15 protein-coding genes and 1 pseudogene are annotated in these 14,360 nt (G+C 63.1%); 10 read left to right on the top strand and 6 right to left on the bottom strand.

The features are described from left to right. Positions 1-9: 9 nt before the first annotated feature. Together X771_RS154410 and X771_RS154415 are read left to right on the top strand one after the other, a co-directional pair. A complete protein-coding gene (locus X771_RS154410; RefSeq protein ID WP_023683845.1) occupies positions 10-789 on the top strand; it encodes a thioredoxin family protein in 780 nt (259 codons plus the stop codon). Positions 790-1,371: 582 nt separating this feature from the next. Next, entirely contained in the window at positions 1,372-1,758 is a 387-nt protein-coding gene (locus X771_RS154415; RefSeq protein WP_023683844.1) for a DUF2794 domain-containing protein, read from the top strand. A 116-nt stretch (positions 1,759-1,874) separates the two neighbouring features. Here the strand turns inward: X771_RS154415 and X771_RS154420 are convergent, their stop codons facing one another. From X771_RS154420 to X771_RS154435, 4 genes are all read right to left on the bottom strand, one after another. Continuing rightward, positions 1,875-2,456: a GNAT family N-acetyltransferase gene (locus tag X771_RS154420; RefSeq protein ID WP_023687675.1), complete on the bottom strand. Its 582-nt coding sequence runs from the start codon at positions 2,454-2,456 to the stop codon at positions 1,875-1,877. Between the two features lie 117 nt (positions 2,457-2,573). Beyond that, complete coding sequence (locus X771_RS154425; RefSeq protein ID WP_023671726.1) at positions 2,574-3,314, bottom strand: Bax inhibitor-1/YccA family protein; 741 nt, start codon at positions 3,312-3,314, stop codon at positions 2,574-2,576. A gap of 239 nt (positions 3,315-3,553) precedes the next feature. Continuing rightward, entirely contained in the window at positions 3,554-6,103 is a 2,550-nt protein-coding gene (locus X771_RS154430; protein ID WP_023687674.1) for an ABC transporter permease, read from the bottom strand. Further along, positions 6,103-6,804 (bottom strand): ABC transporter ATP-binding protein, encoded by a 702-nt coding sequence (locus X771_RS154435; RefSeq protein WP_023687673.1) that lies wholly within the window; start codon positions 6,802-6,804, stop codon positions 6,103-6,105. The genes X771_RS154430 and X771_RS154435 overlap by 1 nt, the downstream gene beginning before the upstream one ends. Before the next feature lie 104 nt (positions 6,805-6,908). On the opposite strand from X771_RS154435, the gene X771_RS154440 reads away from it, so the two are divergent. Together X771_RS154440 and thpR are read left to right on the top strand one after the other, a co-directional pair. Then, positions 6,909-7,553 (top strand): arylesterase, encoded by a 645-nt coding sequence (locus X771_RS154440; RefSeq protein ID WP_023687672.1) that lies wholly within the window; start codon positions 6,909-6,911, stop codon positions 7,551-7,553. Positions 7,554-7,735: 182 nt separating this feature from the next. Then, positions 7,736-8,332 (top strand): RNA 2',3'-cyclic phosphodiesterase, encoded by a 597-nt coding sequence (gene thpR / locus X771_RS154445; protein ID WP_023671722.1) that lies wholly within the window; start codon positions 7,736-7,738, stop codon positions 8,330-8,332. Here the strand turns inward: thpR and X771_RS154450 are convergent. Beyond that, a complete protein-coding gene (locus tag X771_RS154450; protein WP_023687671.1) occupies positions 8,236-8,763 on the bottom strand; it encodes a low molecular weight protein-tyrosine-phosphatase in 528 nt (175 codons plus the stop codon). The genes thpR and X771_RS154450 overlap by 97 nt on opposite strands. Before the next feature lie 104 nt (positions 8,764-8,867). On the opposite strand from X771_RS154450, the gene X771_RS154455 reads away from it, so the two are divergent. From X771_RS154455 to X771_RS154475, 5 genes are all read left to right on the top strand, one after another. Continuing rightward, on the top strand, positions 8,868-9,164 hold the full coding sequence (locus X771_RS154455) for a 4a-hydroxytetrahydrobiopterin dehydratase (RefSeq protein WP_023687670.1): 297 nt from the start codon (positions 8,868-8,870) through the stop codon (positions 9,162-9,164). Positions 9,165-9,283: 119 nt separating this feature from the next. After that, complete coding sequence (locus X771_RS154460; RefSeq protein WP_023687669.1) at positions 9,284-9,646, top strand: YkvA family protein; 363 nt, start codon at positions 9,284-9,286, stop codon at positions 9,644-9,646. Between the two features lie 314 nt (positions 9,647-9,960). Further along, a complete protein-coding gene (locus tag X771_RS154465) occupies positions 9,961-10,464 on the top strand; it encodes an invasion associated locus B family protein (protein ID WP_023671718.1) in 504 nt (167 codons plus the stop codon). A gap of 115 nt (positions 10,465-10,579) precedes the next feature. Continuing rightward, the gene (gene rlmN / locus X771_RS154470) at positions 10,580-11,812 is read left to right on the top strand and encodes a 23S rRNA (adenine(2503)-C(2))-methyltransferase RlmN (RefSeq protein WP_023687668.1); all 1,233 of its coding nucleotides are present in this window, start codon (positions 10,580-10,582) and stop codon (positions 11,810-11,812) included. Beyond that, positions 11,809-12,276 (top strand): hypothetical protein, encoded by a 468-nt coding sequence (locus X771_RS154475; RefSeq protein ID WP_023687667.1) that lies wholly within the window; start codon positions 11,809-11,811, stop codon positions 12,274-12,276. The genes rlmN and X771_RS154475 overlap by 4 nt, the downstream gene beginning before the upstream one ends. Here the strand turns inward: X771_RS154475 and X771_RS0133750 are convergent. After that, positions 12,248-12,884, bottom strand: a pseudogene (locus X771_RS0133750) (LysE family translocator). The gene X771_RS154475 and the pseudogene X771_RS0133750 overlap by 29 nt on opposite strands. A 187-nt stretch (positions 12,885-13,071) precedes the next feature. On the opposite strand from X771_RS0133750, the gene X771_RS154480 reads away from it, so the two are divergent. Next, a complete protein-coding gene (locus X771_RS154480; protein ID WP_023687666.1) occupies positions 13,072-14,295 on the top strand; it encodes an argininosuccinate synthase in 1,224 nt (407 codons plus the stop codon). The last annotated feature ends 65 nt before the right edge of the window (positions 14,296-14,360 follow it).

The raw sequence follows: 14,360 nt of genomic DNA, 5'->3' as shown, positions 1-14,360 counted from the left end.
GGAACGATCATGGCACCTCGACACCCTCTGCGGCTTGCGGCTTTTGCGCTGGCCTTCTCGGCGCTTGCCGGGACCGGGTTCGCCGAGGAATCGGGAACGACCCAGACCGACAAACCGCAGATTGACAGGCCCTTGGGCGTGGTCGAGCTGTTCACCAGCCAGGGCTGCAATTCCTGCCCGCCGGCGGACGCGTTCTTTGCCGAGCTGGCGGCCAAGGACAACGTCGTCGCGCTCGCCTACCACGTCAATTACTGGGACTATCTCGGCTGGCAGGACACGCTGAGCAGCAAGGACAATACTGACCGGCAATATGACTATATGCGCGCCTTCGGCACCCGCTCCGTCTACACGCCGCAAGCCGTCATCAATGGTCGCAGCCATGTCAACGGCGCCAGCCGCAAGGAGGTCGACGGCGCGCTTGCCCGCATGGAGAAATCCGGTGAAGGCATGCGGGTCAGCGTCAAGGTCAGCCGCACCAGCGATCGCGTCATGATCGATGCCGGCGACGCCGGTAGCGGCCCCAGCGACGCCCATGTCGTCATCGTCTATTTCGAACCACCGCAGACGGTGACCATCGCCAAGGGCGAGAACACCGGCCGCAGCATGACCTACTGGAACGCCGTCACCGGCATCCAGACCGCCGGCATGTGGCACGGCAAGGCGCAGCGCTACGAGTTGCCGATGACCGAGATCGCCAAGAAAGGCGGCTGCGCCGTGCTGCTGCAATCGGTCGGCAAGGACGGCCTGCCGGGGCCTATTCTGGGCGCGGCGTTTATTCACAAGCCTTAAGAGGCCCCCTCATCCGGCCGCTCTCGGCCACCTTCTCCCCGAGGGGAGAAGAGGCTGAATCAGCGCTGGCGCGAACTCCTCTCCGCTCGGGGGAGGTCGGATTGGCCCGAATTGCTGTTGCAATTCGGCTGGCAATCCGGGTGAGGGGATGCGCCCGCAAACTGGGCACCGCAGCTCCAGCAAATTCTTCAAGCAGCCAAAAACAAAAAAACCGACGTCAGCTTGCTTCTGACGTCGGTCATTTAGGTTTTGGGATCGTCGCACCCGGTCTCTCCCTGAGGAAAGTCCGAGGTTGGTTCGATCCGACGCAGACCCGTGGGCGGGGGGCTTGGGGTTTACGAGCCGGTGCCGGACCGAACCGTCTCAGGCAACGCCGGTAAATTCGTCGGACATTGGGGCATGAGCGCGGATAAAAAATGGCGGAAATGTGGCGAGGCATCACCAATTCAAACACCGCGTTTTATAAAAGTGACTGGACGTTGCGAAAACAGCGCAGTCCCGGGATGGTTAGCCGGGCCTTGCAATTCCCCGGCGAACACGCCAACTTCTGCAAGCGATATTCATTTTCAAAGGGATCGCGGGATGACCGATCGCAGCGGTGGGACGGAGGATGGGGACGCATCCGCAATATTGATCCCGCTGCACGAGGCGCGACGCGAACGCCTCGACCAGCCGGTCCGTTTCGACCGGCGTGAACTCGACGAGATCCTGAGGCTGTACGGACGCATGGTCGCCGCCAACGAATGGCGCGACTATGCCATCGATCATCTGTCTGATCGGGCTGTGTTTTCAGTCTTCCGCCGGGCCAGCGAAGTGCCGCTGTTCCAGATCGTCAAGGATCCGAAACTGGCACGCCGGCAAGGCGCCTTCGCCGTCATCGCCGCCGGCGGCCGAATCCTCAAGCGCGGCCAGGAACTCGGTCGCGTGCTCAACGTCTTCGATGCTAAGCTGAAGATTGTCCAGGCCTAATTGAGAATTGGGGAATTGAAGAACTGAAGAATTGAAGAAAGAGGATGTAACGGTCGAAATACCGCCGGGTTTGTTCTCAGCTATTCAAATCCTCAATTCTTCAGTTCTTCAACTCCTCAATTCCCCCTCCTCAGGCTCTCACGAAACTTCCGCTCCGGCAGCGAATGCGGATCGGGCGGAACCGTTACGCCGCCATTCAGCGACAGCTGCATGAACACCGTGTCAAGCCAGCGCCCATGCTTGTAGCCGGAGCCTTCCAGGCGACCGGAATGGCGAAAGCCGAGCTTTTCATGCAGCCGCACCGAGGCGCTGTCTGGATGGCCGTCGCCGATCACCGCGACGATCTGGCGAAAGCCCGCCATACGGCAGGCTTCAATCAGCGCCTGCATCAGCAGCAGCCCGACGCCCTGGCCCTTCGCATCAGGCGCGACATAGACGGAATCCTCTACGATGAAGCGGTAGGCCGGGCGCGGCCGGAACGCGCCGGCATAGGCGTAGCCGAGCAGCGCGCCATCTCGTTCCGCCACCAGATAGGGAAAGCCCCCCGCCGTCAGGCTGTCGAAGCGCCCACCCATCTCAGTGCGGCTGGGCGGCTCCAGCTCATAGCTCGCGGTGCCATGCGTCACGGCATCGCCGTAGATCTCGGTGATTCGGCCGAGGTCGCCTTCCAAGGCCGTGCGGATGGAAATAGTGCTCATGATTTATGCAGACGATTCATCTGCCTCCATGACAGCAAAGGCCGGCACAAAAGAAAAGGGCGGCCGTTGGCCGCCCTCTTGATATCAGCTGGTCCAGTTGCCTGATGGGAAGACCGCCTAGCGGCGATCGCCCATGAACTGCAGCAGGAACATGAACAGGTTGATGAAGTCGAGATATAGCCTCAACGCGCCCATGATCGCCTTGCGGCCGGCAACGTCGGCCTGATCGCCTTCGTAGTACATTTCCTTGATGGTCTGCGTGTCATAGGCGGTGAGCCCGGCGAAGATCAGCACGCCGATCGCCGAGATGGCGAAGCCGAGCGCCGACGATTGCAGGAAGATGTTGATCAGCATGGCGATCACTAGGCCGACCACGCCCATGACCAGGAACGAGCCGAACGCCGAAAGGTCGCGCTTGGTCGTGTAGCCGTAGAGCGACAGCGCGCCGAAGGCGGCCGCCGTGGCAAAGAAGGTCTGAGTGATCGAGGCGCCGGTGTAGACCAGGAAGATGGTCGACAGCGACAGGCCGACCAGGCCCGAATAGACCCAGAAGGTGGTTTGCGCCGCGGCCACGCTCATCGACTGGATCCTGAACGACAGGAAGAAGACGGCGGCGAGCGGAGCCAGGATGACCACCCAGCGGAAGGCGCTGGCATAGATCAGCGTGCCGAAAGCGGTCAGCTGTCCGTCGCCGGTGACGGCGAGCTGGAAAGCGCCCCAGGCGGCGACGCCGGTGATGAGGAGGCCAAGCCCCATCAAATTGTAGACCTTGAGCATGTAAGTGCGCAGGCCTTGGTCGATGTCGGCGCGCGCGCCCGGCACGGCCGAAGTCTGGTAGTTGCGAATGGGCTCAGCCATTGGAATCCTCTGTTGCTTCTGCCCCGTACGGTGTCAGGCCCTTTCGGACCTGGGCGCCGCTGGCGGGGCTCCAGCATGCCTGTGGCGAAATATGATGGTTCTTGACGTCAAGAACAAGACCGTAACAGGCTGCAACGCTTGGTGAATCGCAGGAAGCCGGTTTTCTTGGGCTTCCATGACTGCACATTACCAAGATTTAATCGGAAACGGCAGATTCGGCCAACCTTGCCGTTTTGGGCCTAGAGGTCGCGCAGCACCGGCGCCGCCTTGTGCCCGAGCACCCGCCAGGTGCCGGCAAGGCCGATGCCGACCGTGATCACCAGCGCAAACACCAAGGTCGCCACTGCCACCTCCGGCATGAAATGCGACGGCAACGTCATGATGCGGGCAACGATGTACCAGGCGGCGATGCCGCCGGCAGCCAACGCAAACACCGCGGTGGCCAGGCCGATCAGCATGTATTCCAGCGAAAACGCCGCGATCAGCGTGCGCCTCGTGGCGCCCAACGTCTTCAGCACCACGGCATCGTGTATGCGGGCGCGGTTTCCCGCGGCGAGCGCGCCGGCCAGCACCAGCACCGAAGCGATCAGCGCCACGCCGGCCGCGGCCCGGATCGCCGTGCCGAGCTGGCCGACCAGCCGGTTGACGACGTCGAGCGCGTCCTTGACCCGAACTGTCGTCACCGCCGGGAAGGCGCGGGTGACGGCGTTGAGCAGGCGGGCATCCTCTGCTGCCGTGGCATCCTTTTCGGTCAGCGTCGCCAGCCAGCCATGCGGGGCGCCGGCAAAGGTGCTGGGCGAGAACACCATGACGAAATTGATGCCCATCGTCTCCCATTGCACCTCTCGGAAATTGGCGATCCTGGCCGCTACATTGCGTCCGAGCACATTGACGGTGACGGTATCGCCGAGCTTCAGGCCGAGCGCCTTGCCTTCATCGTTGGAGAACGAGACCAGCGGTTCGCCGCTGTAGTTCTCCGGCCACCAGTTGCCCTCGGTCAGTGTCGCATTGGCCGGCTGTTTGGCGTCGTAGGTCAGGCCGCGATCGCCGCGCAGCACCCAGGCGCCTTCCGATGGCACATTGGCCTTGTCGACACTAACGCCGTTCAGCGCCATCACCCGGCCGCGCAGCATCGGCACCTTGACCAACGTTCCCTTCGGCGCCTCTTTGCCGATCAATGTCGAGAAGGCATCGACCTCGCTATTCTGGATGTCGACGAAGAAGAAATTCGGCGCTCGTTCCGGCAGACTGCCGGAGATCTGCTGCCTGATATTGCCGTCGATCAGCGCCAGCGTCACCAAAAGCGTCAGCCCGAGGCCCAGCGACAGCACGACGGACGGCGTCAGCGCGCCGGGCCGGTGGATGTTGCCGATGGCGAGCCTGAGCGCGACCGAGCGCACACGCGGGCTTTTGCGCGCCACCCACTGCACCAGCGCACCGACCAGGCGCAACACCAGAAACGCAAAGACCGTCGCGCCGACGAAGATCAAGGCGATGCGCCGGTCGCCGGAAAACAGGATGGCGAGCGCCGCCAAAGCGAGCGCGATGCCGACCGCCGTGGCAAGATAGGGCAGGCGTGGAAAGCCGCGGCCCTCAAAACCCATTTCGCGAAACAGCGCGGTCGCCGGCACATCGCGGGCGCGGCCGAGCGGCAACAGCGCGAAGGCAAGCGTCACCAGCAGCCCGAACAGCGCGGCAAGAGCCAGCGCACCGGGATAGAAGCCGCCTTTAGCCGGCACCGGAATGACCGACTGGAGCGCAGCGCTGGCAGCAAACGGCATGGCGGCGCCGAGGATGAGGCCAAGCGCGATGCCGAGGCCGGCGATCATCAGGATCTGCACGAGATAGACGGTGAAGACGAAGCCGCCCGAGGCGCCAAGGCTCTTGAAGGTGGCGATGACGCCGCGCTTGCCGTCGAGATAGGCGCGCACCGCATTGGCAACGCCGACGCCACCGACGACCAGCGCCGTCAGCCCGACCAGCGTCAGGAATTGCGAGAAGCGCTCGATGTTGGCTGACAGCGCCGGCGCGGCATTGGAACGCGTGCGGATCGACCAGCCGGCTTCGGGGAAATCGCTCGCCGCCCGATCCTGGATGGCCTTGAGATCGGCCTCGCTGGCGCCGGCCGGCAGCCGAACCTTGTAGGCATTCTCGACCAGGCTGCCTGGCTGGATCAGACCAGAGGCGGCGAGCCCTTGCATCGAAACCATCAGCCGCGGCGCGAAGCCGAAACCGTCCGACACCGCATCCGGTTCGCTCACCAGCCTGGCCCGCAATTCGAATGTCGCGCTGCCGACCTTCAGCCGGTCACCGATCTCCACATTCAGCCGGTCGAACAACAGGTCGGGCGCGGCGGCGCCAAAGACGCCTGATTTCTCGCCGAACAAATCCTCTCTGCCAAGCTGCGGCGCGGTCTCGAGCGCGCCATAGAGCGGATAGGCGTCGTCGACGGCCTTGGCCTCAACCAACGCCTGGTCGGAGCCGTCATCCAGCCGCGCCATCGAGCGCATATTGGCGCTGTGCGACACAGTGCCGAGGCGGTCGAGGAAGGTGCTTTCGGCTGGCGTCGCATCGCGCTGGTTGAGCTGGAAGCGCAAGTCGCCGCCAAGCAGCGTCTGGCCCTGGCCTGCAACGCCTGCGGTGATCGCCTGCGCCACCGAATTGACCCCGCCGATTGCAGCGACGCCGAGCGCAATGCAGGCAAGGAAGATCAGGAAACCCGACAACCCGCCGCGCATCTCGCGCAGCGAGAAGCGGAACGCGAGCTTCAGCGTCTGCGACAGTGGCATCAGGCCGGCACCTTGACCTGCGCTACCGGCGCATCCTCGATGCGGCCCGAGCGCATCGACACCTGGCGCGAGCAGCGCGCCGCAAGGGCCGGATCGTGCGTGACCAGCACCAAGGTCATGCCGCGCTCGGCCGCCTTGGCGAACAAAAGGTCGGCAACCTGCCGCCCCGTCGCCTGGTCGAGATTGCCGGTCGGCTCGTCGGCGATGAGAATGCGCGGCGACGGCGCCAGCGCGCGGGCGATCGCCACGCGCTGCTGTTCGCCGCCGGACAGCTCGCCCGGATAGTGGGTGACGCGGTCGCTCAAGCCCACCGCTGCCAGCTCGCGCGCCGCGACACCGAACGGATCGGCATGGCCGGCCAGTTCCAGCGGCACCGCGACATTTTCGAGCGCCGTCATGTTGGGAATGAGATGGAACGACTGGAAGACGATGCCGATGTTTCGGCCCCGAAACGATGCGATCTCATCCTCGCTTTTGCCGTTCAGCAATTCGCCGGCGATCCGCACCGTCCCCGAATCGACCTGCTCCAGCCCGGCAAGCACCATCAGCAAGGTCGACTTGCCGGAACCCGAAGGGCCGACAATGCCGGTCGCCTCGCCGCGCGTCACGTCAAGGCTGACGCCTTTCAGCACATGCACCGACGAAGCCCCTTGGCCCAGGGTCAGGGATATGTCTTTCAGCGCGATGACGGCTTCTGTCACAATTAAAGCGTCCTATATCAGGATGAAGGCTCTGCTTGCCGGAAGCCGCCGCCGGAAGAATTCCTCGGGTATATGGGGCCTGCCACATGTCTTTCAAACGCAAGATATCTTTCAAACGCTTGAATGCCGCAGGGCTCGTCCTTTTCGTCACCCTTTGCGGCGCCATTTCGTCCGTGCGCGCCGAGACGTTCACCATCGTCGGCTTCGGCGACAGCCTGATGGCCGGTTTCGGCCTCGGGCCTGGCGATGGCTTTACCGACAAATTGCAAGCTGCGCTGCGCGCCAAAGGCCATGACGTCACCGTAGCCAACGCCGGCGTTTCAGGCGACACCTCGAGCGGCGGCTTGGCGCGGCTTGACTGGTCGGTGCCGGATGGGACAAGGCTGGTTATCCTCGAACTCGGCGCCAACGACATGCTGCGCGGCGTCTCGCCCAGCATTACGGAAAAGAACCTGGACGACATGCTGGCGAAGCTGAAAGCGCGCAAGATCGCGGTGCTTTTGGCCGGCATGCGCGCCGCTCCCAATCTCGGCGCCGACTACCAGAACGCCTTCGATGCGATCTATCCAAAGCTGGCCGCGAAATACGATGTGCCGCTCTATCCGTTCTTTCTCGATGGCGTCGCCGGACAGTCCGGCCTGCAGTTGGAGGACGGCCTGCATCCCAATCCGAAGGGCGTCGCAGTGATGGTCGAGCGCATCCTGCCCGCCGTGGAGAAGGCTGTTGCGGCAGTTCAGGGTGGCGGTTGAACGCCGGCCTGACGAGAATAACGCGGCGTTCGCCTCGCGCGAACTTTGAAACAAAAGACCGGGCTGCAGAGGGCCCGGGTCGCCTGTTCGTAAAAATGCCTGCAACCAACAAACCACTTGCCCCGTTTGACTATCGATGATTCGCTAGGGGCACAGTTCGATTCGAGGAAGGGAGGCTCACCATGCCGCGTCTTTTCACCGCCCTCGAAATACCTCGTGACGCCGCTCTTTCGCTGTCCCTGCTCAGGGGCGGCCTGCCCGGAGCCCGCTGGATCGATGTCGAAAACTACCATCTGACGCTGCGCTTCATCGGCGACGTCGAAGGCCATATCGCCGACGAAATCGCCAACGCGCTCGACCGGGTGCACCGCCCATCCTTCTCGCTCACCCTGTCCGGAGTTGGCGCTTTCGGCCAGAAGAAGCCGCACGCCGTCTGGGCCGGCGTCTTCGCCTCGCCCGACCTTTCGGCGCTGCAGAGCGAAATCGACCGCATCTGCCAGCGGCTCGGCCTGCCCGCCGACCCGCGCAAGTTCACCCCGCATGTTACGCTGGCACGCTTGCGCAATTCGAGCCCGCTCGACGTCGCCCAGTACCTGTCTGCGCGCGGCAATTTTGCGACGCTACCGTTTCGCGTCGGCCGCTTCGTGCTGATGTCGTCGCGCGATTCGGTCGGCGGCGGTCCCTACATTGTCGAGGAGGCGTGGCCGCTCTCCGGCGTCGACGCCCGCGCCACCAATCTCGTCGCCAGCGCCTCCGACGCTTCGCGGATCATGCGGTAGACCGAAGCGAACGCTTCGGCCCCATCATAATAGGGATCCGGCACGTCGCGGGTTTTGCCCTGCGCAAACTCTGCCAAGAGATGAATACGTTCGCGCGCACCGGCTGGCGCCAACGCCTTGAGGTCGCGGACATTCTGCCTATCCATGCCGAGGATCAGGTCGAAGCGCGAAAAATCCCCCGGCCTGACCTTGCGTGCCCGCTGCCCTGATATGTCGATGCCGTGGCGGGCCGCAATCGTGATCGAGCGCGGGTCGGGCGCTTCGCCGAGGTTCCAGCCGCCGGTCGCCGCAGAGTCCAGCACAATATCGTCCAGCACCATGTCGCGGCCGCGCTCCGCCAGCACGGCGCGAAACACGCCTTCGGCCAGGGGTGAACGGCAGATGTTGCCGAGGCAGACGAAGAGTATGGAATTTATCGGCTTTACGCTCATTCGATATGCGCCGTTCGTGCATTTGGAAGCCCAAAACGCAAAGGACTTTTGGGCGACTTGCATTATGGTGAGGGTCGATATCTGGGATAGCACGGGAAATCATCATGAAGAGAGAGAAACTCAGCAAGGACGCCATCGCCGCCGCACTGGCCGAACTGCCTGGCTGGTCGCAGGCAGCCGATGGCGCCTCCTTCAAGCGCAGCTTTGTCTTCAAGAATTTTTCCGAAGCCTTCACCTTCATGACCCGCGTCGCGCTGGCCGCCGAGAAGATGGACCATCATCCCGACTGGTCGAACGTCTACAAGACTGTCGACGTGACGCTCAACACCCATGATGCCGGCGGTGTCACCGCGCTCGACATCGCGCTGGCCAAGAAGATGAATGGGTATGCAGGCGGCTGAACGCTGGGGCGGCAACGCCAAATCGGCGCCATCCTCTTGCAGTGGACCGGGACTTTCACCACATTTTCCGTGGCGGCCGCGCGCAACGCGTAGCGCGACGGCCGGCAAGGAGAGGATTGATGGCGCAGCAGCCCGGTTTTGATTTCTTCGGCTTCGGCAGCAAGCTCGGCGACGAGAGTGAAGTGCGCGCCAAATTCTGGCGCACGGCCAAGAAGGCCGCCCGGCAGATTCCGTTCATGGAAGAGGTCGTCGCCGGCTATTATTGCGCGCTCGACAGGAAGACGCCTTTGCGTGCCAAGGGCATATTGCTGGCAGCGCTTGGCTATTTCGTGCTGCCGGTCGACGTCATACCCGATTTCGTCTTCGGCCTCGGCTTCACCGACGACATCGCCGTGCTGACCGCCGCGATCTCCGCGGTAAGCGCCCATATCACCCCTGCGCACCGCAAGGCCGCCAAGGAGGCGATCGCCGACAAGAGCTGAATCGGCGTCGCGTTGGCAACTGGGTTCAGAAGAAATCCTCCGCTCAAACAGGACGATAGCGGCTTGGCTTCGGGTTCCGCTGCGGCCGTTGGAAAAGTCAAACTCTTGCCGCTTTCGTGGCCTCCAAGTCGCCGCAGGGACATTGCGAAAGCCGTTTTTTCAAGAAGCGGCGCGGAAATGGCGGTGGTTTCCATGGGTGAATGTCCTTTTCCGAGGGAAATTCACCGTTTGGTAACCCAGATTAAATCAAAATGAAGCGACGGGCAGGACGCCAAGCCGGCCTGCCCCGCACCATTTGGAATACGGGAAAAGCGATGCGCGGATTGATTGCACTAGTCTCGAGCCTGGTCCTGGTGGCTTTTGCCGCGCCGGCGCTGGCGCAGCAGGCGACCAAGATCGGCCAGCACAATGCCTGGGGCACCTACAGCTACCAGGCGCAGGGCGGCAAGGTCTGCTATGTGCTCACCGTGCCGACCGACAAGCAGCCGCCGACGCTCGATCACGGCGACATGTTCTTCTTCGTCAGCCAGCGGCCGGGCCAGCAAGTGTCCTACGAGCCGCAATTCATCGCCGGCTACACGTTCCAGGAAGGCTCCAAGGCCACCGTCACCATCGACAAGAAGACGTTCTCGATGTTCACCCGCGGCAAGTCGGCCTGGGTCGAGAACGCCGCCGAAGAGCCTGTGCTGATCGCCGCCATGAAGACTGGCACCGACATGAAGGTCTCGGCGAAGTCTGGCCGCGGCAATCCGACAACCTATGTGTTTTCGCTGAAAGGCATCTCGGCCGCGCTGACGTCGATCGCCAAGTGCAAGTAGGCTAAATTAGCGCGGTTCCCGCCGCATGACTCTCGCCGCAACCTGTGCTATGCGCCGCGCTTCTTTTCGGCACGATGGATGAAATCGGCCGCAATTCGCTTATATCGGCACTGATATGACCATTTCCTTCGATCTCACCAATGAGGGCGCACGCGACGCGTTGCGCACCCGCGCCACGCCCGAGAAGCCGTCGCTGATCGGCCTGACCCGGACCGAGCTCGGCGAGGCCCTCATCAGTGCCGGCATCGTGCCCGAGCGCCAGGCGAAAATGCGCGCCCAACAGCTCTGGCACTGGATGTATGTGCGCGGCGTCTCCGATTTTGCCGGCATGTTCAACATCTCCAAGGATCTGCGCGCCGAACTCGACAAGCATTTTACCGTCGCCCGGCCCGAAATCGTCGAGGAGCAGATTTCCTCCGACGGCACGCGCAAATGGCTGTTCCGCTTTCCGCCGCGCGGCGCCGGCCGTCCCGTCGAGATCGAGACCGTCTACATCCCCGAAGAAGGCCGCGGCACGCTCTGCATCTCCTCGCAGGTCGGCTGCACGCTGACCTGTTCGTTCTGCCACACCGGCACGCAGAAGCTGGTGCGCAATTTGACGGCGGAAGAGATCCTGGCGCAATTGCTCACCGCCCGCGACCGGCTCGGCGATTTCCCCGACCGCGACACACCCGACGGCGCCATCGTCCCTGCCGAGGGCAGAAAAGTCTCCAACGTCGTCATGATGGGCATGGGCGAGCCGCTCTACAATTTCGAGGCGGTGAAGAAGGCGCTGCTGATTGCCTCCGACGGCGACGGACTGTCGCTGTCGAAGCGCCGCATTACGCTCTCGACCTCCGGCGTGGTGCCCGAGATCTTCCGCACCGGCGAGGAGATAGGGGTCATGCTGGCGATCTCGCTGCACGCCACCAATGACGATCTGCGCGACCTGCTTGTGCCGATCAACAAGAAGTATCCGCTGAAGGAACTGATCGAGGCCTGCCGCGCCTATCCCGGCCTGTCCAACGCCAAGCGCATCACCTTCGAATATGTGATGCTGAAGGACGTCAACGATTCCATCGAGGACGCCAAGGGGCTGATCAAGCTGCTCAAAGGCATTCCAGCCAAGATCAATCTGATCCCGTTCAACCCGTGGCCGGGCACCAACTATCAGTGCTCGGACTGGGAGACGATCGAGAAGTTTGCCGACTACATCAACAATGCCGGCTATGCCTCGCCGATCCGCACGCCGCGCGGCCGCGACATCCTGGCCGCCTGCGGGCAGCTCAAATCGGACTCCGAACGCATGCGCAAGGTCGACCGCCTGGCGCTGGAAGCCATGATGATTGCGGGGCATGGCGAGGCGTGAGCCGCCTCTTCGCCTATATCCTCCGTTTCGCTGTCATCCTGTTCGGCTATGTCGTCGCCTCATTGGCGGCGAGCGCCTTTCTCAACGTGCTGTTCCTGGCCTCCGTCGGTTATAAGCCGGACGATGCGCACCCGATGATGGCCACGGCGCTCCATTTTTCGATTCCGTTCGTGGCGCTGTTTGTCGCCTATTTCGCTTTCATACCGGCGGTGGTCGCAATCCTGATCTCCGAGGTCCTCAGCCGCCGCGACTGGCTGTTCTATGCACTCGCGGGCGGCGTCGTGGCCGCGGCCTTCCTCGGCTTCGTTCATCAGAACGTGGATTTCGACGTCACCAAACCGCACGCCATCGCCGCGGTGATCGGCTGCGGCATGGTCGGCGGCATCTTCTACTGGCTAAGCGCCGGCCGCTGGGCCGGAAGCTGGTGGCAGGCCGCTACTTCGCCTGAGCGGTCAGGATCTTGAGCGCGAAGGCCGAAAACACACCGGAGATAGTCTACCACCCGCGTCACCCGCGGGCTGGCCTTCATCGCCGCCGAAAACCTTTCCGCGGCAAACACCATCGGCGCCGTCACAGGGATCGACAGCACGATGAACATGAGGCCGAGGGAGAACAGTTTTCCCGGCGCGTTCGGATCGTGAGCCGAGACGAACTGCGGCAGAAACGTCATGAAGAACAGGATGATCTTCGGGTTGAGCAAATTGACGCCGAGTCCGGCGGCCCAGCTGCGGAACAGCGAAATCTGCGGCCCGTTCTTCTTCTGCGGTGAAAACGCCGAGCCCTTGGTGATTGCCTGCCAGGCCAGGAACACCAGATAGGCGGCGCCGAAGACTTTCAGCACCAGGAAGGCCATTGGCGAGGCGACGATCAGCGCCGAGATGCCGACCGCCACCAAAGTTGTATGGATCAGCGTTCCGAACAGAGCACCCGCCAGCGAGGCAAAGCCGGCGGCGCGGCCCTGGCTCAGTGTGCGCGAGACGAACAGCGTCATATCCGGCCCCGGCGTGATCGCCAGGATCATGGTGGCGATGGCGAACTGGACCAGCGTGGTGGTGTCGGGAATGAAGGACATCGGTAGGCCCTGGCGAATGATCGTCGGTCTATAACGCAGCCTCCCCGCTCACGCCAGCAACTGACTGGCGTGGCATCTGGTCCAGCGGCTGCGGCGGCCGGAGCCCGTTCATCCCTTGCGCTGGCCGGAAATGCCGTGATACCTCGCCCGCGAAACTCATCGCGGAACCGCCAAAATGTCCCCAGCAATGCCCAAGACAAAAGACGTCAAGAAGGTCGTGCTCGCCTATTCCGGCGGTCTCGACACCTCCATCATCCTGAAATGGCTGCAGACCGAGCTCGGCGCCGAAGTCGTCACCTTCACCGCCGATCTCGGCCAGGGTGGCGAGCTGGAGCCGGCGCGCAAGAAGGCCGAGATGATGGGCATCAAGGATATCCGCGTCGTCGATGTCCGCGAGGAATTCGTCGCCGACTTCGTCTTCCCGATGTTTCGCGCCAATGCCGTCTATGAAGGCACCTACCTGCTCGGCACCTCGATCGCCCGGCCGCTGATCTCCAAACACCTGGTCGAGATCGCCCAGGAGGTCGGCGCCGATGCTATTGCGCATGGCGCCACCGGCAAGGGCAACGACCAGGTCCGTTTCGAGCTTTCCGCCTATGCGCTGAACCCCGACATCAAGGTCATCGCGCCGTGGCGGGACTGGTCGTTCAAGTCGCGCACCGACCTGATCAACTTCGCCGAGCAGCACCAGATCCCGGTAGCCAAGGACAAGCGCGGCGAAGCACCCTTCTCGGTCGACGCCAACCTCCTGCACTCGTCCTCCGAGGGCAAGGTTCTGGAAGACCCGTGGAGCGAGCCGCCGGAATTCGTCCACCAGCGTACCGTTTCGCCGATGGAGGCGCCGGACGCGGTCACCGAGATCGAAATCGAATTCTTGAAGGGCGACCCGATCGCGCTGAACGGCAAGAAACTGTCGCCGGCTGCCATGCTGACGGCGCTTAACGATCTTGGCCGCGACAATGGCATCGGCCGGCTCGACCTGGTCGAGAACCGCTTCGTCGGCATGAAATCGCGCGGCGTCTACGAGACCCCCGGCGGCACCATCCTGATCGTCGCCCACCGCGCCATCGAATCGATCACGCTCGACCGCGGCGCCGGCCACCTCAAGGACGAGTTCATGCCGCGCTACGCCGAGCTGATCTACAACGGCTTCTGGTTCTCGCCCGAGCGGCTGATGCTGCAGGCGATGATCGACAAGAGCCAGGAAGACGTCGAAGGCACGGTGCGCCTGAAACTCTACAAGGGCAATGTCATGGTCACCGGCCGCAAATCCAAGAAGACGCTCTATTCCGACGCGCTGGTCACCTTCGAGGATGACCGCGGCGCTTACGACCAGAAGGACGCCGCCGGCTTCATCCGCCTCAACGCGCTGCGGCTGAGAACGCTGGCCGCGCGCAACCGCAAGGGTTGAGCCCAACTACTATTCCAGGAAACCCGGCGGAGATGCCTAGTTTTATTTGCGCCCAACTATTGCAA

Origin of the sequence: Mesorhizobium sp. LSJC269B00 (assembly GCF_000502815.1) — a bacterium.
Classification (GTDB): Bacteria; Pseudomonadota; Alphaproteobacteria; order Rhizobiales; family Rhizobiaceae; genus Mesorhizobium.
The sequence above is the reverse complement of the archived record's forward strand: the minus strand, read 5'-3'. Positions and strand labels throughout refer to the sequence as shown.

What these genes read in the sequence shown, in the direction of transcription:
- X771_RS154480 (WP_023687666.1), top strand. Translation starts at nt 13,072, where the DNA reads ATGCCCAAGACAAAAGACGTCAAGAAGGTCGTGCTCGCCTATTCCGGC.
- X771_RS154410 (WP_023683845.1), top strand. Translation starts at nt 10, where the DNA reads ATGGCACCTCGACACCCTCTGCGGCTTGCGGCTTTTGCGCTGGCCTTC.
- X771_RS154465 (WP_023671718.1), top strand. Translation starts at nt 9,961, where the DNA reads ATGCGCGGATTGATTGCACTAGTCTCGAGCCTGGTCCTGGTGGCTTTT.
- X771_RS154460 (WP_023687669.1), top strand. Translation starts at nt 9,284, where the DNA reads ATGGCGCAGCAGCCCGGTTTTGATTTCTTCGGCTTCGGCAGCAAGCTC.
- X771_RS154425 (WP_023671726.1), bottom strand. Translation starts at nt 3,314, where the DNA reads ATGGCTGAGCCCATTCGCAACTACCAGACTTCGGCCGTGCCGGGCGCG.
- X771_RS154420 (WP_023687675.1), bottom strand. Translation starts at nt 2,456, where the DNA reads ATGAGCACTATTTCCATCCGCACGGCCTTGGAAGGCGACCTCGGCCGA.
- X771_RS154455 (WP_023687670.1), top strand. Translation starts at nt 8,868, where the DNA reads ATGAAGAGAGAGAAACTCAGCAAGGACGCCATCGCCGCCGCACTGGCC.
- X771_RS154450 (WP_023687671.1), bottom strand. Translation starts at nt 8,763, where the DNA reads ATGAGCGTAAAGCCGATAAATTCCATACTCTTCGTCTGCCTCGGCAAC.
- thpR (WP_023671722.1), top strand. Translation starts at nt 7,736, where the DNA reads ATGCCGCGTCTTTTCACCGCCCTCGAAATACCTCGTGACGCCGCTCTT.
- rlmN (WP_023687668.1), top strand. Translation starts at nt 10,580, where the DNA reads ATGACCATTTCCTTCGATCTCACCAATGAGGGCGCACGCGACGCGTTG.
- X771_RS154415 (WP_023683844.1), top strand. Translation starts at nt 1,372, where the DNA reads ATGACCGATCGCAGCGGTGGGACGGAGGATGGGGACGCATCCGCAATA.
- X771_RS154430 (WP_023687674.1), bottom strand. Translation starts at nt 6,103, where the DNA reads ATGCCACTGTCGCAGACGCTGAAGCTCGCGTTCCGCTTCTCGCTGCGC.